Here is an 18,702-nt window from a genome sequence, read left to right as displayed (position 1 = left end):
GTGCCTGTCCCCCTAACAAGGAGGCCCAATGAACCTTTGTCGCAAGCCCAACCTGGCTCATTTCGCCATCACCATCATCGGCAAGGACCGCACCGGCATCGTGGCGGACACCTCCGAGGTGTTGTACAAACTCGGCTGCAACGTCGAGGACTCCAGCTGCACCATGCTGGGGGGCGAGTTTGCCATGATCCTGATCGTCGCCCACGAGAAGCCCTTCTCCAAGAAGAAGCTCGAGGAGGAGTTCGCCCTCAAGACCGCGGGGACCGGCCTTTCCGCCTTCGTCCGCGCGCTGAAGGATGACGAGGTCTGCTACCAGGGGCCGGAAGGGGAGCTCTGCCTCATCTCGGTCTACGGCTCGGACAAGACGGGCATCGTCTACCGCGTCACCCGTGAACTTGCCGACCGTGGCGTGAGCATCACCGACCTCAACACGAAGCTGATCGGCAAGCCCACCGACCCGGTCTACGTGCTCGTGCTCGAGGCCGCGCTCCCGCAGGGGCTCACGGTGGAGGATGCGTCCGCCCTCCTGGAAAAACTGAAAAAGGAGTTGAGCGTAGAGATCTCGGTCCGTCTCATAACACCGGTCTCCCTCTGATCTTTATATGGCAGTCAAAGAGATAGTTACCTACCCCGATCCCATTCTGAAGCAGGTCTGCGCCCCGGTGCAGGCCATAGACGATGAGGTCAAAAAACTCATCGAAGACCTGGTGGACACCATGCACGCCGGACCCGGTTCGGTCGGCGTCGCCGCGCCGCAGATCGGCGTGTCGATGCGGGTCTGCGTGATCGACGTCTCCAAGAACCGGCACGGCAAGGAGAACAACCACGGCCTGTTGCTGATGATCAACCCGGAGATCGTCGCGAAAAGCGGCGCCGCCGTGATGAGGGAAGGGTGCATGAGCGTCCCGGACTACACCGGCGACGTAGAGCGCGCCACCGAGCTCACCTTGCGCTTCACCGAACCTGACGGCAACGTGCGCGAGTTCGACGCCTCCGGTTTCGAGGCGGTCGCCATCCAGCACGAGATGGATCACCTGGACGGCTTTTTGTTCCTGGACCGTATCGCCTCGCTGAAGACCGGCCTGTTCAGGCGCAAGAACTACAAATAATGAAACCGCTTCTCATCGCATCGGCCCTTTTGTTCGCCGCGTCGGTCCGACGCCCGGTTTTCGTGGCGGCGCTTGCCTGCAGCCTCGCCTACCTTGCCTCGCGCGGCGTGGCGCTGGGGCGTCTGCCGCTCATCGGGCCGCAGGATACCCTCGCCTTCTTCTCCGGCTCGATCGGCCTCATGGCGCTCCCCTTCATCTACGACCGCCGGCTCTCCGGCGTGCGCTGGTTTTGCTGGGGATGCGGGGGGCTCGCGGCGCTCTTTGCCGTACTGGCGCTTCCCTTCCCGACCCTGAACATGCCGCTTCCCCCCGTCCTTGACACCTACTGGTTCGAGCTGCACGTGGCGCTCGCCTTCTTCGCCTATGCCCTGTTCGGCATAGCGGCGCTGCTTGGGGGGCTGTTTCTGCGCGGCGCGGGGAGGCCTGCGCTCGATCTGCAGTATCGGGCGGCGCTGGTCGGTTACAGCTTTTTCTCGCTCTCCATGGTCTGCGGCGGCATCTGGGGGTATTACGCCTGGGGCACCTACTGGCTCTGGACCGCGAAGGAGCTCTGGACCTCGATTCTCTGGATGTTCTACTCGCTCTACCTGCACCTGCGCCTGAAGGGACCGGCGTGGGAGCGTGCTTTCGCCTGGCTCGGGATCCTGGGCTTCGCCATCACGCTCTTCACCTACCTCGGCGTCAGCATGCTCATGCGGAGCTCGCACAGCTTTTAAGTCGGACGGTCGGACCAGTCGGACCGGTCTGACTAGTCCGACGGGTCTGACTGGTCAGACAAAAGAGGAACACCCTTGCTGAAAAAACTCTACGCCACTTTCTGCTCGCTGAACTTAGGCCTCTGGCTCATGACCGGCGTCATGGTCACGCTGGCCATAGGCTCCTTCTCGAAGGCCAGCTCCGAGGGGGGCGGGTTGAACGACATGCCGCTTCTTTTCTGGCTGCAGAGGGCTCCGCTTGGCTACTCCTGGTGGCTCTGGCTCTGCATCGCCTGCATCGCGGTCCTTTTCGTGAATGCGCTCGTCTGCTCCATCGACGCCCTCAGGAAAAAGGGACGCAGCGTGGCGCCGCACCTCATGCACGCGGGCTTCCTGCTCATCGTCCTCGCCCACCTGCTCTCCGCCTACGGCGGTTTCAAGCAACAACTGCAGCTCCCCCAGGGGGATTCCTTCGGATTCCCGGACGGCGAGCGGGTCGTGGTCGAGCGGATCACCGGCGACGTCGGGCCGATGGGGATGATGAGCGGCTACCGCGCCGACCTGCGGACGGCGGACGGGGTGCACGGCGTGCAACCGAATCACCCCCTTTTCCACAAGGGGTACGGCATCTACATAAAGGACGTGGCGCTGAGCCCTGTGCCGGTGGCGCTCTTTGAGGTGCACCGGGAGCCCGGGGCGCTGGCCGCGTTCGTGGGGGCTTTGCTCTTTACCGTGGGGAACTTGATGCTGCTCGCGCAGCGCAGGGGGAGATGAAACGGAAAGGGGCGCCTTGCGGCGCCCCTTTTGATTTACTTGAGCAGCTTGATCTCTTTGATCACCATCGGCTGCACCGGGACGTCCGGCATGCCGTTCGAACCGATTCCGGTCCTCGTCGCGGCGATCTTGTCGACTACGTCCATCCCCTCGACGACCTTGCCGAAGACGGCGTAGCCGTAACCCATCGGGCCGGCCATGGGGCGGTGGTTCAGGAAGTCGTTGTTCACCACGTTGATGAAGAACTGTGCGGTGGCCGAATCGACCACGTTGGTGCGCGCCATGGCGAGGGTGCCGCGCTCGTTCTTCAGCCCGTTGGCGGCCTCATTCTTGATCGGCGCCTTGGTCTGCTTCTGCTCGAGGTCCTGGGTGAAGCCGCCCCCCTGGATCATGAACCCGGGGATGACGCGGTGGAAGATGGTCCCCTTGTAGAAGCCGCTCCTTGCGTAGTCGAGGAAGTTCTTGACGGAGATCGGCGCCTCTTTCTGGAACAGCTCGACCTTCACGTTCCCCTGGTTGGTCTCGATGAGCACTACTGGGTTCTTCGCTTCAGCTGCCATGGCACCGCCGGCGAGAAAGAGCCCGAGCACCAACGCATGTATGAATCTCTTCAGCATGTTTCGTACCTCCTCTGGGATTGAAAAATGGTGGCATCCTTATAAGCCAATAACCGGCGCCGGTCAACCCTTCCCGGCGGATTAAAACAAGTTAAAGGTTGACAGATCGGGTGGCGCCATGGAAAATGCGCAGTCATTAATATAAAGGGAGGATTCTCTTGCAGATACAATTCGGCACTGACGGTTGGCGCGGCGTCATCGCGGATACCTTCACCTTCGAAAACCTGTCGCTGGTGGCGCAGGCTACCATGGACTACATGCACCGGGAGGGGCTTGCCGAGAAGGGGCTGGTGATCGGCTACGACCGCCGTTTTCTCTCCAGGGAATTTGCCGAGCGCGTCGCGGCGATAGCCGCCGGCAACGGCATCAAGACCTGGCTTGCCCAAGGCTACACGCCGACCCCCGCCCTTTCCTGGGCCGTGCACGAGAAAAAAGCCGGCGTAGGGGTGATGATCACGGCGAGCCACAATCCCCCACGTTACAACGGCTTCAAGGTTAAAGAGTCGTTCGGCGGCTCCGCGCGCCCCTCGACCACCAAGGTCCTGGAACAGATGGTTGCGGAAAACATCGCCGCGGCGCGCCCGGTGCAGGCAACGACGCTTGCCGAGGCGCTGGCTGCGGGGCAGGTGCAGCAGTTCGATGCCGTCGCCCCCTACCTGGTCCAGCTCGGGCGCTACGTCGACCTGGAACTGATCCGCTCCTCCGGCATCAAGGCCGTAGTAGACCCCATGTTCGGCGCGGGATGCGGCGTGCTCCCCACCCTCGTTCCGGGCGTTGAAGAAATCCACGGCATCGAGAACCCCTCCTTCGGTGGACACCCCCCCGAACCGATCGCCGAGCACCTGGGCGAACTGGCCGCGCTGGTACAGGGAGGCGCCTTCCAGGTCGGCCTCGCGCTGGACGGCGACGCGGACCGGATCGGCGCCGTCGACGAGACCGGGGAATTCTTCTCGTCGCACCGCATCTTCACCGTTTTGCTGCGCCACCTCTACGAGAGGAAAGGGCTGCGCGGCGGCGTGGTGAAGACAGTATCCACGACGCAGATGATCGACCTTTTGGCCCGGAAGTACGACCTGAAGCTTTTCGAAACCCAGATCGGTTTCAAGCACATCTGCGAGATGATGCTCGACAACGACATCCTGATGGGGGGCGAGGAGTCCGGCGGCCTCGGCGTGAAAGGGCACATACCGGAGCGTGACGGCATCCTGATGGCGCTTTTGCTGCTCGAGGCGATGGCGATGAGCGGCAAGGGGCTGCGTGCGCTCCTAGAGGAGACGATGAACGAGATCGGTCACTTCCACTACTCGCGCATCGATCTACCGATCGAGGCCGATGCGAAGAAGGCGCTGCTGCAGAAGATGCAGACGGGAGAGATCACCAAGATCGCCGGTTTCGACGTGGCAGGGCGCAATTTCAGCGACGGTTTCAAGTTCATCTTCGAGGACGGCGCCTGGCTGCTCATCCGTCCTTCGGGGACCGAGCCGGTGCTTAGGCTCTACAGTGAGGCGGGTGATCCCGCCAAGGTGGCGCTGCTTCTGGACGCGGCGAAAGGTATAGCGAGCGTGTAAGGGGCGGTTATCGCTAAGGCAATTACCTTGAAATGGCTGAACGCTTCTGTTATAGATAAGCTTCGCATCAACAGTACCTGCCCAAGGAGCCATTCATGTCGAATCCTCAGTTGATTATGTACGATGAGGAATTCAAACAGATAAACGTCGTGCTGGATAAGTTGCTGCGCGAAGCCAATGCCAAAGTCATCTTCCTGGTCGACAAGAACGGCCAGTTGATTACCGGCTGCGGTGAGACCGAGCGCTTCGACACTACCTCGCTCGCTTCGCTCACCGCAGGCAACATCGCGGCGACGGGCGGCCTCGCGAAACTGATCGGCGAGAAGGAGTTCTCCATCCTCTTCCACGAGGGTGAGAAGGACAACCTGCACATCTCCATCGTGGCGGGAAGGGTGATCCTGGTGGTGCTTTTCGATACCAGATCATCGCTGGGGCTCGTCAGGCTGAGGGTGAAGAAGGCGTCGGAGGAACTGACCTCTATCTTCACCAAGCTTTTGGAGAAGAGCGAGGAGAAGGAGAAGAGCGGTGACAGCGAGTTCCCCTTCGCGGAGATCACCGACGACGATATCGACAACCTGTTTAGCTAGGTAGTAACTATAAGAGGTAAAGCCGGATGTCTTTCATCAACTACGCTTCTCGAGAAATCAACTGCAAGATCGTCTACTACGGCCCGGGTCTCTGCGGCAAGACGACGAACCTGCAGTACGTCTACCAGAAGACCGCCGCCGACGCGAAAGGGAAGATGATCAGCCTTGCGACCGAGACTGAACGCACCCTTTTCTTCGATTTTCTTCCCCTCGCCCTGGGCGAGATCCGCGGTTTCAAAACCCGCTTCCATCTGTACACCGTCCCCGGGCAGGTCTTCTACGACGCGTCGAGAAAGCTGATCCTGAAGGGTGTGGACGGCGTGGTGTTCGTGGCCGATTCACAGGAAGAGAGGATGGACGCCAACATCGAGAGCGTTGAGAACCTGCGCATCAACCTGATCGAGCAGGGGTACGATCTCGACAAGATCCCCTACGTGGTCCAGTACAACAAGCGCGACCTCCCGAACGTGGTGAGCGTCGAGGAACTGCGCCGCGAGTTGAACCCGACCGGCGTGCCCGAATTCGAGGCCTGCGCCACCACCGGCGAAGGGGTCTTCGAGACGCTGAAGGCGATCGCCAAGCTGATCCTGTTCGACCTGAAGAAAGGGAAGTAGGCAGAGCCGCCAGGACGGCGGTTGCGAGATAAAGAGAAGGGGGCGCTGGACAAACCGGTGCCCCCTTTTTTGTTTCAGCTCCTTCCCCCCCCCGGGGGAGGAGTCAGTTTTCCCCGTGCAGCTGTTCCCACAGCGCCCTGGCGGCGCTCTCGGTCATCCCCGGTGCGGCGACAAGCTGATCCAGCGTCGCCCCCTGCACCCCTTTCAAACTCCCGAAGTGCTTCAAGAGCGCCTTCTTCCTCTTCGCGCCGATCCCCGGCACCTGATCGAGTTCCGAACCGGTCATGATCTTGCTGCGAACCGCCTTGTGGTAGGTGACCGCGAAGCGGTGCGCCTCGTCGCGGATGCGCGCGAGAAGCAGCAAGGGGGCGGAACTCTGCCTGAGCACGATAGGGTTCTTCCTCCCGGGGCGGAACACCCGCTCGTCGCTCTTCGAGATCTCCTCGCTTTCCATGTCCCTGAAGGTACGGCTCTTGGCGAGGCCGGCGGCCTCGACTCCGGAAACGCCCAGCTCCTCGAGCACCGCGTTCAGCACGCCCAACTGCCCTAGGCCCCCGTCCACCACGATGAGATCTGGCTGCTCCTCGGTGGTCTCCGCCTTGAAACGGCGCGACAGGACCTCGCGCATCATGGCGAAGTCGTCGGACTGCAGCACCCCCTTGATCCGGTAGCGCCGGTACAGGTTCTTGTCGGCCTTGCCGTCGATTAAGACCACGCGGCTCCCCACCGCCATCTCCCCCTGGATGTTGGAGATGTCGTAGCATTCGATCCTTTTTGGGGGGCGGGATAGGTGCAGCTTCTCGGCGAGTTCGGTCAGCAGCGTCTCGGACGAGCTCTCTTTTGCGAGTCGCTCCTTGGCGGCCGTCTCGGCGTTCTTCTGCGCGAGCTTCACCATCTCCAGCTTGGGGCCGCGCTGCGGCGCCGCTATGCTCACCTTCTTCCCCGCCTTCTCGGAAAGGAGCTCTTCGAGCGGGCCCGGCTCGGGTATGGCCATCGGGATCAGCACCTGGGGGGGGATCGGCGCGTCCAGGGCGTAGTATTCGTTCAGGAACGAGGCGAGCCCTTCCTCGGCCTCCATCTCCCACTCGAAAAGGAAGCTGCGCCCGCCGGTCACGGTGCCCCCGCGGATGTGCAGGAGGGCGATCTGCATCCGGTCCCCGTCGCGGTGCAAGCCGAAGACGTCGCTGTCGCCGCCGCGCGCCACCATCTTCTGGCGCTCCACGGTGACCTCGATAGCGCGCACCAGGTCGCGGTAGCGCGCCGCGTCCTCGTAACGCATCTCCTGGCTCGCCTGGTTCATCTTCGCGCGGTACAGGCGTGCGATCTCGGTGTTCTTCCCTTCGAGGAAGAGCGCGGCTCCTTCGGCGAGTGTCGCGTACTCCTCCTTGCTGATCATGCCGCAGCAGGGGGCGGAGCACTGCTTGATCTGGTAGTAGAGGCAGGGGCGCTTTCTGGCCATGCAGGTCGCCAGAGGGTAGTGGCGCAGGGGGAACATCTTGTAGAGCTGCTTCAGCACCTCCTTCGCGGCGGTGGCGGAGGAGTAGGGGCCGAAATAGCGAGCACCGTCGGAGGGGATCTTGCGTACAAGGGAAAGGCGCGGGAAGTCTTCCTTCATGTCCATGCGCAGCGAGAAGTAGGTCTTGTCGTCGCGCAGGTTGATGTTGTACTTCGGGCGGTGCTGCTTGATCAGCGTGTTCTCGAGGATCAGCGCCTCTTTCTCGGTGTCGGTGACGAGGTAGTCGACCGTCTCGACCAGTTGCACCATGAAGCGTATGTGCACACGGGAGTCGCGGGTGTCCCCCACGTAGGCCCGGACCCGGTTCCTCAGGTTGCGCGCCTTGCCGACGTAGATAACGGTGCCGTCCGAGGTCTTCATGAGGTAGACGCCGGGGGAGGTGGGGAAGTTCTTGATCATCTCCTGGGTAATCATGTGGCGTAGTATAGACGGTTGCTGATTAGAAGGGAAGGTGGGACGTGCTAAGGAAGAGGGCTCCTCCCCCTGGAGGGGGGAGGTTGGGAGGGGGGAAGCCCACTGCCACACTCTTCCCCCTCCCCGACCCTCCCCCTCCAGGGGAGGGAGAGCCTGAGAGAGAGTCGGAGAAGTAGGATTAGCGCTTCCCGCTCCGGCTGCCGGGCTTGGGGCCGCTGCCGGGACGCGCGGCTGGCTTCGCTCCTGCGGGGCGCTCGCCGCCGGATTTTACCGCCGGCCTCGTTCCTGCAGGTCTGGACGCCCCAGCCTTGCCAGCTGCGGGTCGGGCCCCTGCCGGACGGACAGCGGGCTTGGCCCCCGCAGGACGTGCCGCGGGTTCGGCTGCGGGCTTGGCTGCCGGTTTCGCAACCGGCTTCGTCGTCAGGGCCGCCGCTGCAGCCTTCTTCTCGGCTGCCTTCTTTTCTGCCGCCTCGACGCGCCACCTCGGAAGGGTCTTGGCGCCGCCACCGCCCGCCTTCATCTTCTGCGGATTGGCGTACGAGACGGTGACCTTTTTGTCGAGGAGCCATGCGCCGTCCAGCGAGTCGATGGCGTCCTTCGCCTCCGCCTCGCTGGACATCCTCACGTAGCCGCATCCCTTGAACTGGCCGGTCGCGGGGTCGGTGATGAGGTGAATCGAGGTCACCGTGCCGGAGACGGAGAACAACTTATTGATTTCATATTCGGTGATATCGTAGGACAGGCTTCCCACGTAAAGTTCCTTGCCAGCTTTTGCCATGTAACGTTCTCTCCTTGATTTGGTCGGCACACTCTAGCACAACAGGCCCAGACGCCGCAAAGTTTCTTTCGCGCCGCCCCTTTAGGCTCCGCGTCGTTCTCTGAGAATGGCGGTGAAGAGCGGCTCCCGGTCGGCCTTTGACGCCGAAACCACCATCTCCACCGGCACGAGTTTCCCTCCCGCGCTCACGACCTGCTGCCTTGTGGTCTCCTCCGTGAATTCCCCGGGCTGTTCGATCCGCTCCCTCAGGGCGGCGCCCTCTTCCAGGAAATCGTAGACCGACTCGCCGAGCAGCATCTGGCGGTTCCTGCCGAAGAGTGCCTCCGCCTTTTCGTTGGCGATGACGATTTTGCCGTCCTTCAGGAAGGTGATTACGGCCGAGGCGGCGACTTCTATGAAGCGGCGGTACCGCTCGTCGGCTTCCCGCGACTGGACGGTGCGGCGCGATAGTTCGTCCATCATGTCGTTGAAGGCGCCGATCAGCATGCCGATTTCGTCGTGGGACTTCTGCGGGAGTTTTTCGTCGAAGAATCCGGTTCTGGTTACGTTGGTGATCGCGCCGGAGAGGAGCCGGACCGGCTCGATGATCAGGCGGCTCATGATGAAGCCCATGACGATGGTGACGATGAGGAAGACGGCGCCGCGCGCCATCATGTCCAGTTTGAAGTCAGCGCCGAGCTGGGCGTAAAGGTCTTTGACCGGCACGGTCACCGAGACGGCGCCGATCACCTCGCCCACCTTGTAGTTGTACGAATAGTGGCCGGGGGGGAAGCGTTTCCTGACGAAGTCCGGGGCGCTCTGGTAGCTGCCATGGCACTCAAGGCAGGAGGCGGTTGCGCGCATCGGCAGCAGGTAGCGGAAGACGCTGGAGTCACCGCTTTCCACGATGCCGTAGGTCTCCGCGGCAGGCTGCGTGATGAACTTGGTAAGCTGGGTGGTCTCGTAAGCGTCAGGGCGGTTTTCCGGGTTGCGGTAGCGCAAGGAGACCTGGCGCACGTAGAACTTGCTGTTCTGGGTGACCCGTCGCGCCACCTGGGTCGCCACCACCTGCGGCACGAGGCCGTAGTTGCGTTCAGGTTCATCCTTCACGACCGACGACATGTACTCCCGTGTTTCGATCAGTTGGGTCGCCAGGCTGCGTGCGTTGTCCACCGCGAAGCGGAGGATGAACTCTTTCTGGCGTTGGTAGGTGAAGATGCCGGTGGCGAGGAGGAGGGCTATCAGAAGCAGCGACATGAGGCCGAAGAACTTGCTGCGGATGGACAAATCTGACGGGCGGGGCATGTATCCTCCTGAAATCCATGGCACTAAAGTCCTAAGTATAACGGAGGAGGTGCGAACTGCAAAAAAAAGCCCCATCCGCGGAGGGGCCGGACGGGGCAAAAAGGTGTAGTGGATGTGCGGTTTTAACGTAGAACGTTGAACGCAGAACGTAGAATGTCCGTTACTTTTTGTGGCACTCGAAGCAGATCTCTTCGGTCTCGCGGCGTTTGATCTGGGCGGCCTTGTCCTTGGGGACCCCCTTGCCCATCAGTTTCTCGCCCATCTTGTGACAGTCGAAGCAGTTTCTCCCTTTCAGCGCCTTGTGCATCTTGACCATCGCCGGGTTTTTGCTGTGGCAGACGTTGCATTCGAAGCCATAGGCGGCGCTTGCGCTGAGTGACAGCAGCAGGACGGGAATCAGTTTCTTCATGGGACGGCTCCTTCCTCTTTCAGTTTTCTATCCAGCTTCAGCGCGGGCAGCATAAACCCTTGGCTATGCGGGCGCCTTGACCAAAGTCAAGGAAGCGGTGGCTTCCTTTCCTGAGAAAACACTTTTCATAGCCCCGCCAGTATGGTAGTTTTCCATGCTTTGCATTGTGGGAAAGACTCGGATCATTCACAAATCGAGAAGAAATCATGGCTAAGATCATCTGTGTGGCGAATCAAAAGGGTGGGGTGGGCAAGACCACGACGGCGGTGAACCTGGCAGCATCTCTGGCCGTTGCCGAGCGGCGCGTCCTCCTGGTGGACATGGACCCGCAGGGGAACGCGGGAAGCGGCGTGGGCGCCGATAAGGATGTCCTAGAAGAGAGCATCTACGATGCCCTGATCAACGATGCACCCGCAGCGCGCATCGTGCTGAAGACGGAACTCCCCTACCTGCACCTGTTCCCGGCCACCTCCGACCTCGCCGGCGCTGAGCTGGAGCTAGTGAGCGTGACCGACCGCGAGAGGAAGCTGAAGAAGATCCTCGACACCCTCGCCGGCTCCTACGACTACATCTTCATCGATTGCCCCCCTTCGCTGAACCTCTTGACCATCAACGCGATGACCGCGGCGCACTCCGTGCTGATACCGCTGCAGTGCGAGTTCTACGCGATGGAAGGGCTCTCGCAGATACTAAAGACCATCAACCTGATCCAGCAGGGGCTGAACAAATCGCTCGCCATCGAGGGGATCCTCCTCACCATGTTCGACGCGAGGAACAACCTCTCGCGCCAGGTCGGCGAGGAGATCCGGACCCACTTCCCGAAGGAGACCATGGAGACGGTCATCCCGAGGAACGTGCGGCTCTCCGAGGCGCCGTCGCACGGCAAGCCGATCTGCCTGTACGACATCACCTCGAAAGGGGCGACGAGCTACATGGATCTTGCCAAGGAAATAATCGCGCGCGAGGTGCCGCATGGTTAAGAAAATGGGACTCGGCAAGGGGATGGGGGCGCTGCTCCCGGTCGTGGAGGACCACGGCAAGAAGTACTTCTCCTGTCCGATCGAAGAGATCAAGCCGAACAAGGAACAGCCGAGAAAGACCTTCGTCAACGAGAAGCTCGAGGAGCTGGCCGCCTCCATCAGGGAGAAGGGGATCATCCAGCCCCTGGTGGTGGTCAAGAAGGCGGGCCACTACGAGCTGATCGCGGGGGAGCGCCGCTGGCGTGCAGCCCAGAAGGCGGGCCTCAGGGAGGTCCCGGTGGTGATCCAGGACGTCTCCGAGGAGACCGCCCTGGAGATGGCGCTCATCGAGAACATCCAGCGCGAGGACCTGAACGCGGTCGAGGAGGCCGAGGCCTATCACGCGCTCTTGGAGCGCTTCTCGCTGTCCCAGGAGGAACTGGCGAAAAGGGTGGGTAAGGAGCGCTCCACCATCGCGAACGCCCTGCGCCTCCTGCGCCTCCCGGTGGAGATCAAGCGCGACGTGGCGGAGGACCGCATCTCCATGGGGCACGCCCGGGCGCTTTTGACCCTGGAGGACGCCGAGGAGCAGAAGGCGGTGCGCGACGAGATCGTGAAGGGGCACCTGTCGGTGCGTGAGACCGAGGCGCTCGTGAAGCGCAGGAAGGCGGGCCCGCCGAAGAAGGCCGCCAAGCCGTCGCTCGATCCGGACCAGAAGGATCTCGTGGAGCGCATGCAGCGCCATTTCGCCGCCAAGGTCGCCCTCAAGCGCTCCGGGCGCGGCGGCAAGCTCGAGATCAGCTTCGGCGACATGAAGGAGCTGACCCGCATCGTGGAGCTTTTGAACCTCTAACGTCTAGCACGCTTGCGTCCTGCTCTTCTCCGCCCTATCCAGCTTCCCCCTTTCGCAAAGGGGGATTCAGGGGGATTTAACTCTGTGGCAACAGGGGGGCTGTGGCTACCTCGGCTAAATCCTCCCTGCCCCCCTTCGCAAAGGGGGGTGAAGGCCACAACCCAAAAACAGCTCAACCCCTTTCCGTTTCGGGGAGGGGGAATGAGGCAGGGCTTCTTCGTTTTTCCTCAGCAGCACCTGCCGTAACTGTTTCAGATCCATCACCCATTGGGTAGCAATTCCGAACATCGTTCCAAATGTCATACACGATCCTGTCTACAAAACCCGCGCTAACTCACGGTTCACGTCCTCGAGGCCGCTTCCGGGTGGCCCGATTGGTCCAGTGGTACAGCCACAAGACATTGATGTTTGGCCTTGTCGAAGTGTATACAATTCTTCGCGCAAACGGATAAATCGCTTGACACAAAAAGCATTTATGTGATAGCAATCACCTGTTTTGCGCGGACCCCAAACAGAGTCAAAGGCGTATACGCCTTTAAAAATGTTCGAATAGAGGTGGTTTGGTGATCAATTTAGACATCGCATTTGTATTCCAGCTGGTGAACTTCCTGGTGCTGGTACTGCTCCTGAACGTCTTCCTCTATAAGCCGCTCAGGAAACAGCTCGCCGACCGCGCCGCCCAGGTCGCCGGGGCGAAGCAGAAGAGCGCCGAGGTTGACAGGGAGGTCCAGGAGAAGCTGGCCGCTTACGAGGCACGCATGCGCGAGATCCGCGCCGGCGCCGCCGACGAGCGCGGGGCTCTGAAGAAGGAGGCCCAGCAGCAGGAGGCCGCTATTCTCGACAAGGCCCGTGCCGAGGCTACCGAGTCCCTGGCTTCCATCAAGGCGAAAGTCGCCAAGGAGGCGGACGATGCACGCCGCGTCCTGACCGCCAGCGCCGAGACCCTGTCCGCTGAAATCTGTGAAAAAGTTCTGGGGAGGAGCCTGTAGCATGAAGAAACGTACCCTGGTTTATACCCTCTCCGTCAGCGCCCTCGTCCTCGGCCTGGCCGCCATGGGCTTCGCCCAGGAGGCTGCCGAAGGCGGTCACCACGCGAATACCGGCGCCCAGATGAAGGACTTCATGTGGCGCTGCATCGACTTCGCAGCCCTCGTCGCCATCGCCGTCTGGGCCCTCAAAAAGGCCGACGTGAAGGGGACCCTGGCCGCTCGCCGCGAAGGGATCGAGAAGACCCTCAAGGAAGCCGTCGAGGCGAAGGAAGCCGCAGAGAAGAAGTTCGCCGAGTACTCCCAGCGTCTGGACGAGGCCAACAAGGAGATCGAAGTGATCTCGGCCAACATGAAGCGTGAAGGTGAGCTCGAGAAAGAGCGCATCATCGCCGAGGCTAAAGAGGCTGCCGCCCGCATCAAGGCTCAGGCCGCGGCCGCCGCCGAGCAGGAAGTCCTCAAGGCGAAAGACGAGCTCCGCGCCGAGGCAGCACGCCTCGCGGTCGAACTGGCCGAGCAGAAGATCAAGCAGAACATTGCAAAAGGCGACCAGGACAAGCTGGTGGGCGACTATATCTCGAAGGTGGTGACTCTACATTGAGTACTAACGCTATTGCCAAACGTTACGCCAAGGCACTCGTGCAGATTGGCTCGGAAGCAGGGAGCGTGGAAGGGTTCAACGACGAACTCGCCCGCTTCAGCGCTGTCCTGACCGACAGCAACGAGCTTTCCGCAATCTTTGCGAACCCTGCCTACGGCATCGAAGAGAAGAAAGAGATCCTCAAGGACCTGGTGGGGAAGCTCTCCATCTCCCCGATGATCTCCAACCTGCTCATGCTCCTCCTCGAGCGCAGCCGCATCTCGGTGCTGCCGCAGATCGCGGAGAGCTACGGCGTCTTCGCCGACGAGCTTTCCGGCGTGATCCGTCCGACCCTCTCCTCCGGGCTTCCGCTCGACGCGGCGCAGGTCGAGGAGATCAAGGGTGCGCTCGCCAAGTCGACGGGGAAAAAGGTTGAACTGAAGGTTGTGGTCGATCCGGCGCTCATCGGCGGCGTGGTCACCCAGATCGGCGATAAAGTCTTCGACGGCTCGGTAAGGACACAGTTAGCTAACATTCAGGATATATTACAGAAGGGGTGAGACGGTTCTATGGAAATCAAAGCGGAAGAAATCAGCGAGATTATCAAGAAGCAGATCAAGGATTACGGCAAAGAGGTGGCGGTAGCCGAAACCGGTACCATCATCTCCATCGGTGACGGTATTGCCCGTATCCACGGTCTTGACAAGGCGATGGCAGGCGAACTCCTCGAGTTCCCGCACGGCATCACCGGCATGTGCCTCAACCTCGAGGAAGACAACGTCGGCGCCGCGATCCTCGGTGAGTTCTCCGAGATCAAGGAAGGCGACACCGTCAAGCGTACCGGCAGGATCGTCGAGGTCCCGGTAGGCGACGCCCTCGTCGGCCGCGTGGTCGACGCGATCGGTAACCCGATCGACGGCCTTGGCCCGATCAATACCTCCACCTTCGGCAAGGTCGAAGTGAAGGCCCCCGGTATCGTCAAGCGTAAGTCGGTGCATCAGCCGATGCAGACCGGCCTCAAGGCGATCGACTCCATGGTTCCGATCGGGCGCGGCCAGCGCGAGCTGATCATCGGCGACCGCCAGACCGGCAAGACTGCCGTCGCGATCGACACCATCATCAACCAGAAGGGCGGCGACGTGGTCTGCATTTACGTCGCGATCGGCCAGAAGCGCTCCACGGTTGCCCAGGTCGTTTCCAAGCTCAAAGAGCACGGCGCGATGGACTACACCATCGTCGTTGCCGCTACCGCTTCCGAGCCTGCTCCGCTGCAGTTCATCGCACCGTACACCGGCGTAACAATGGGCGAGTTCTTCCGCGATGGCGGCAAGCATGCCCTGATCATCTACGATGACCTCTCCAAACAGGCCGTCGCTTACCGCCAGCTTTCCCTGCTGCTTCGCCGTCCGCCGGGGCGTGAAGCTTACCCGGGCGACGTCTTCTACCTCCACAGCCGTCTCCTCGAGCGTGCGTGCAAGGTGTCCGATGAGTGCGGAGCCGGTTCGCTTACCGCTCTGCCGATCATCGAGACCCAGGCGGGCGACGTTTCGGCGTACATCCCGACCAACGTTATCTCCATCACCGACGGCCAGATCTACCTGGAGAGCGACCTGTTCTACTCCGGCGTACGCCCGGCCATCAACGTCGGTCTGTCCGTTTCCCGCGTCGGCGGTTCCGCACAGATGAAGTCGATGAAGCAGGTTGCCGGTACCCTGCGTCTCGCTCTCGCTCAGTACCGCGAGATGGCGGCGTTCGCACAGTTCGGCTCCGACCTCGACAAGGCTACCCAGATGCAGCTCGCCCGTGGCGCACGTCTGGTCGAGATCCTGAAGCAGCCGCAGTACAAGCCGCTCTCCAACGAGAAGCAGGTCCTCGTCATCTTCGCCGCCAACAATGGCTTCGTCGACGACTACCCGGTCAACTCGCTTGGCAAGTACGAGCAGGAACTCTACGCGTTCTTCGACGCAAGGAAGGCGGACCTCCTCGCCACCCTGCGCGACAAGAAGGCCATCGACGACGATCTGAAAGCACAGATCATCGCCAGCCTCGAGGAGTTCAAGAAGGAATTTACTGCCTAAACCAAGGACGGACTTAGCGAATGGCAAACCTTAAGAGCATCAAGAAACGGATCGTATCCGTAAAAAATACCCGGCAGATCACCAAGGCCATGAAGATGGTCTCGGCCGCCAAGCTGCGTCGCGCCCAGGAGAACGTGGTCGCTGCGCGCCCCTACGCGGGCAAGCTCGCGGAGGTGCTTGAGCGTCTCGCCAAGACCCAGGAGTCGGATGCCAATCCGCTCATGGTGAAGCGCGACGGCGGTCGTGCCCTCCTGGTGGTGGTGACTTCGGACCGTGGCCTGTGCGGCGGCTTCAACGCCAACCTCTCCAAGGCCGCAGACCGCTTCATGAAGGAGCGCAAGGGCGACTTCAAGGAAATGACCCTGATGACCATCGGCCGCAAGGGTTACGAGTTCCTGAGGAACCGCCACACGGTCCGCAAACATCACGGCAACATCTTCTCCACCCTCTCCTACCAGACCGCGGCCCTCATCGCCGCCGAGCTGATCGAGGGATACCTGGCGGAGGAGTACGACGAAGTCTTCATCATCTACAACGCCTTCAAGAGCGTCATGACCCAGGACATCACCCTGGAGCAGCTCCTGCCTATCGCACCGAAGGCCGGCGACGAGGACGAAATCGGAACCGAGTACATCTACGAGCCGTCCAAGGGCGCGCTTTTGGACGAACTCCTTCCCAAGCACATCGAGGTCCAGGTCTTCAAGTCCCTCCTCGAGTCGGTCGCCTCCGAGCACGGCGCCAGGATGACGGCGATGGATGCGGCCTCAAAGAACGCCACCGAGATGATCGCCAAGCTGACCCTGATCTACAACAGGGCGCGCCAGGCTGCCATCACGACGGAGCTGATGGAAATCATCTCCGGCGCTGAATCGATCAAGGGTTAACACTTATAAAAATATGTGGCCCTACCGGCCGCAAAAGGAAGAGGTTTAAACATGAGTCAGAACTTCGGAAAAATTTCGCAGGTCATCGGCGCAGTTATCGACGTCGAATTCGAGCCGGGCAAGCTCCCCCCGATCTACCAGGCTCTCAGGGTAACCAACCCCGCGATCGACGATCAGGAGTTCAACCTGGTTCTCGAGGTCGCACAGCACCTGGGCGAGAACGCCGTCAGGACCATCGCAATGGACGGTACCGACGGTCTGGTTCGTGGCCAGCAGGTCCTTGACACCGGCAAGCAGATCTCCGTGCCGGTCGGCAAGAAGACCCTGGGCCGCATCCTCAACGTCATCGGCGAGCCGGTTGACGAGATGGGTCCGGTAGGCAACGAGAAAGAGTACGGCATCCACCGCGAGGCTCCGCTCTTCGTGAACCAGTCGACCAAGGTCGAGGCGTTCACCACCGGCATCAAGGTCGTCGACCTGCTCGCACCGTACGCAAGGGGCGGTAAGATCGGCCTCTTCGGCGGCGCAGGCGTCGGCAAGACCGTTCTCATCATGGAGCTCATCAACAACATCGCCAAGCAGCACGGCGGTTTCTCCGTCTTCGCCGGCGTCGGCGAGCGTACCCGTGAAGGGAACGACCTCTGGATGGAAATGAAGGAGTCCGGCGTTCTCGACAAGGCCGCTCTCGTGTACGGCCAGATGAACGAGCCTCCGGGGGCACGTGCCCGCGTTGCTCTCTCCGCGCTCTCCATCGCAGAGTACTTCCGTGACGAGGAAGGCCAGGACGTGCTCCTCTTCGTTGACAACATCTTCCGCTTCACCCAGGCGGGTTCCGAGGTTTCGGCGCTTCTCGGCCGTATCCCTTCCGCCGTTGGTTACCAGCCGACCCTGGCAACCGAGATGGGCGAGCTGCAGGAGCGCATCACCTCGACCAACAAGGGTTCCATCACCTCGGTTCAGGCGATCTACGTACCGGCCGACGACTTGACCGACCCGGCTCCGGCAACCGCCTTCGCCCACCTCGACGCGACCACGGTTCTTTCCCGTCAGATCGCCGAGCTCGGCATCTACCCGGCGGTGGACCCGCTCGACTCGACCTCCAGGATCCTCGATCCGCAGGTCATCGGCGATGAGCACTACGGTGTAGCCCGTCAGGTTCAGTACGTACTCCAGAAGTACAAGGACCTCCAGGACATCATCGCGATTCTCGGTATGGATGAGCTTTCCGAAGAGGACAAGCTGGTCGTTGCCCGCGCCCGTAAGATCCAGAAGTTCCTCTCCCAGCCGTTCCACGTTGCAGAGGCCTTCACCGGTTCCCCGGGCAAGTACGTCGAGCTGAAAGACACCATCAAGGGCTTCCAGGAAATCATCGCCGGCAAGCACGACGACCTCCCGGAGCAGGCCTTCTACATGGTCGGCACCATCGAGGAAGCGATCGAGAAAGCTCAGAAGCTCGCGGTGTAATTAATCTGGTACGGCTGAAGGTTTTGGGGCGGAGCACGAGTTCCGCCTCCACCTTTGCCTCAAGAGGTTTATATGGCTGAAAAACTGAAGGTTGAACTGGTAACCCCGTACAAGAAGGTCCTCTCCGAAGAGGTCGACGAGATCACCGCGACCGGTGCTCTTGGCGAGTTCGGTGTCCTTCCGGGCCACGCCCCGTTCCTCACCTCGTTGAAGATCGGCGAGCTGGCCTACAAAAAGGACGGTGTGCTGCACCATCTGGCGCTCAACTGGGGCTACTTCGAAGTGGAGAACGACCAGGTGACCGTGCTGGTCGAGACCGCCGAGCGTGCCGACGAGATTGACCTTGAGCGTGCAAAGGCCGCTCTTGGCCGCGCCGAGACCGAGCTTAAGTCGCTCACCTCGGACGACAAGAACTTCCGCATCTACCAGGCCGCCCTCGAGCGCGCCCTGATCAGGGTGCAGGTGGCCGGCAAGGCGGGCGGGCGTTAAGCCTCACGCGACAAGAAACAAATGAAAAGAGCGGCTCGTCCGCT

The 18,702-nt window shown here is 61.3% G+C and carries 21 protein-coding genes; 16 read left to right on the top strand and 5 right to left on the bottom strand.

Annotated features, from left to right (window positions below; all coding sequences use genetic code 11):
• The first annotated feature begins 28 nt into the window (after window positions 1-28).
• The 4 genes from E8L22_RS04905 (at window position 29) to E8L22_RS04890 (ending at window position 2,578) form a co-directional block, all read left to right on the top strand.
• A complete protein-coding gene (locus E8L22_RS04905) occupies window positions 29-595 on the top strand; it encodes a glycine cleavage system protein R (RefSeq protein WP_135868897.1) in 567 nt (188 codons plus the stop codon).
• Between the two features lie 7 nt (window positions 596-602).
• The gene (def, locus tag E8L22_RS04900; protein WP_135868896.1) at window positions 603-1,109 is read left to right on the top strand and encodes a peptide deformylase; all 507 of its coding nucleotides are present in this window, start codon (window positions 603-605) and stop codon (window positions 1,107-1,109) included.
• Entirely contained in the window at window positions 1,109-1,825 is a 717-nt protein-coding gene (locus E8L22_RS04895) for a cytochrome c biogenesis protein (protein WP_136524100.1), read from the top strand. Before def ends, E8L22_RS04895 begins: the two co-directional genes overlap by 1 nt.
• 75 nt (window positions 1,826-1,900) lie before the next feature.
• Entirely contained in the window at window positions 1,901-2,578 is a 678-nt protein-coding gene (locus E8L22_RS04890) for a cytochrome c biogenesis protein ResB (RefSeq protein WP_136515311.1), read from the top strand.
• Between the two features lie 35 nt (window positions 2,579-2,613).
• On the opposite strand, the gene E8L22_RS04885 is transcribed toward E8L22_RS04890, so the two are convergent.
• Entirely contained in the window at window positions 2,614-3,195 is a 582-nt protein-coding gene (locus E8L22_RS04885; RefSeq protein ID WP_136524099.1) for a peptidylprolyl isomerase, read from the bottom strand.
• A gap of 158 nt (window positions 3,196-3,353) precedes the next feature.
• Here E8L22_RS04885 and E8L22_RS04880 point away from each other — a divergent pair, with 158 nt between their 5' ends.
• The 3 genes from E8L22_RS04880 to E8L22_RS04870 all read left to right on the top strand — a co-directional run bounded on the left by E8L22_RS04880 (window position 3,354) and on the right by E8L22_RS04870 (window position 5,964).
• Window positions 3,354-4,763: a phosphoglucomutase/phosphomannomutase family protein gene (locus E8L22_RS04880; protein WP_136524098.1), complete on the top strand. Its 1,410-nt coding sequence runs from the start codon at window positions 3,354-3,356 to the stop codon at window positions 4,761-4,763.
• Window positions 4,764-4,858: 95 nt separating this feature from the next.
• Complete coding sequence (locus E8L22_RS04875; protein WP_136524097.1) at window positions 4,859-5,350, top strand: roadblock/LC7 domain-containing protein; 492 nt, start codon at window positions 4,859-4,861, stop codon at window positions 5,348-5,350.
• 26 nt (window positions 5,351-5,376) lie between these two features.
• Window positions 5,377-5,964: a GTP-binding protein gene (locus E8L22_RS04870; protein WP_136524096.1), complete on the top strand. Its 588-nt coding sequence runs from the start codon at window positions 5,377-5,379 to the stop codon at window positions 5,962-5,964.
• 103 nt (window positions 5,965-6,067) lie between these two features.
• Here the strand turns inward: E8L22_RS04870 and uvrC are convergent, their stop codons facing one another.
• The 4 genes from uvrC to E8L22_RS04850 all read right to left on the bottom strand — a co-directional run bounded on the left by uvrC (window position 6,068) and on the right by E8L22_RS04850 (window position 10,365).
• A complete protein-coding gene (uvrC, locus tag E8L22_RS04865; RefSeq protein WP_136524095.1) occupies window positions 6,068-7,894 on the bottom strand; it encodes an excinuclease ABC subunit UvrC in 1,827 nt (608 codons plus the stop codon).
• Window positions 7,895-8,072: 178 nt separating this feature from the next.
• The gene (locus tag E8L22_RS04860) at window positions 8,073-8,672 is read right to left on the bottom strand and encodes an RNA recognition motif domain-containing protein (protein WP_136524094.1); all 600 of its coding nucleotides are present in this window, start codon (window positions 8,670-8,672) and stop codon (window positions 8,073-8,075) included.
• An 81-nt stretch (window positions 8,673-8,753) separates the two neighbouring features.
• Window positions 8,754-9,956 (bottom strand): Tll0287-like domain-containing protein, encoded by a 1,203-nt coding sequence (locus tag E8L22_RS04855; protein WP_136524093.1) that lies wholly within the window; start codon window positions 9,954-9,956, stop codon window positions 8,754-8,756.
• Between the two features lie 160 nt (window positions 9,957-10,116).
• A complete protein-coding gene (locus E8L22_RS04850) occupies window positions 10,117-10,365 on the bottom strand; it encodes a cytochrome c3 family protein (RefSeq protein ID WP_136524092.1) in 249 nt (82 codons plus the stop codon).
• Window positions 10,366-10,571: 206 nt separating this feature from the next.
• On the opposite strand from E8L22_RS04850, the gene E8L22_RS04845 reads away from it, so the two are divergent.
• The 9 genes from E8L22_RS04845 (at window position 10,572) to E8L22_RS04805 (ending at window position 18,658) form a co-directional block, all read left to right on the top strand.
• The gene (locus tag E8L22_RS04845) at window positions 10,572-11,345 is read left to right on the top strand and encodes a ParA family protein (protein ID WP_136524091.1); all 774 of its coding nucleotides are present in this window, start codon (window positions 10,572-10,574) and stop codon (window positions 11,343-11,345) included.
• Window positions 11,338-12,177 carry a ParB/RepB/Spo0J family partition protein gene (locus tag E8L22_RS04840; protein WP_129125170.1) on the top strand — a complete coding sequence of 280 codons (840 nt, stop codon included), beginning with the start codon at window positions 11,338-11,340 and terminating at the stop codon, window positions 12,175-12,177. The genes E8L22_RS04845 and E8L22_RS04840 overlap by 8 nt, the downstream gene beginning before the upstream one ends.
• A gap of 563 nt (window positions 12,178-12,740) precedes the next feature.
• Window positions 12,741-13,166: a F0F1 ATP synthase subunit B family protein gene (locus tag E8L22_RS04835; RefSeq protein WP_136524090.1), complete on the top strand. Its 426-nt coding sequence runs from the start codon at window positions 12,741-12,743 to the stop codon at window positions 13,164-13,166.
• A gap of 1 nt (window position 13,167) precedes the next feature.
• Entirely contained in the window at window positions 13,168-13,764 is a 597-nt protein-coding gene (locus tag E8L22_RS04830) for a F0F1 ATP synthase subunit B family protein (RefSeq protein WP_136524089.1), read from the top strand.
• Complete coding sequence (atpH, locus tag E8L22_RS04825; RefSeq protein ID WP_136524088.1) at window positions 13,761-14,303, top strand: ATP synthase F1 subunit delta; 543 nt, start codon at window positions 13,761-13,763, stop codon at window positions 14,301-14,303. Before E8L22_RS04830 ends, atpH begins: the two co-directional genes overlap by 4 nt.
• Window positions 14,304-14,312: 9 nt before the next feature.
• Window positions 14,313-15,821 (top strand): F0F1 ATP synthase subunit alpha, encoded by a 1,509-nt coding sequence (gene atpA / locus E8L22_RS04820; protein WP_135868880.1) that lies wholly within the window; start codon window positions 14,313-14,315, stop codon window positions 15,819-15,821.
• Between the two features lie 20 nt (window positions 15,822-15,841).
• Complete coding sequence (atpG, locus tag E8L22_RS04815) at window positions 15,842-16,705, top strand: ATP synthase F1 subunit gamma (RefSeq protein ID WP_136515320.1); 864 nt, start codon at window positions 15,842-15,844, stop codon at window positions 16,703-16,705.
• 51 nt (window positions 16,706-16,756) lie between these two features.
• Window positions 16,757-18,169 carry a F0F1 ATP synthase subunit beta gene (gene atpD, locus E8L22_RS04810; protein WP_136524087.1) on the top strand — a complete coding sequence of 471 codons (1,413 nt, stop codon included), beginning with the start codon at window positions 16,757-16,759 and terminating at the stop codon, window positions 18,167-18,169.
• Between the two features lie 72 nt (window positions 18,170-18,241).
• Window positions 18,242-18,658 (top strand): F0F1 ATP synthase subunit epsilon, encoded by a 417-nt coding sequence (locus E8L22_RS04805; protein ID WP_135868877.1) that lies wholly within the window; start codon window positions 18,242-18,244, stop codon window positions 18,656-18,658.
• Window positions 18,659-18,702 lie beyond the last annotated feature (44 nt).

Source organism: Geomonas ferrireducens (genome assembly GCF_004917065.1).
GTDB lineage: Bacteria > Desulfobacterota > Desulfuromonadia > Geobacterales > Geobacteraceae > Geomonas > Geomonas ferrireducens.
The sequence above is the reverse complement of the archived record's forward strand: the minus strand, read 5'-3'. Positions and strand labels throughout refer to the sequence as shown.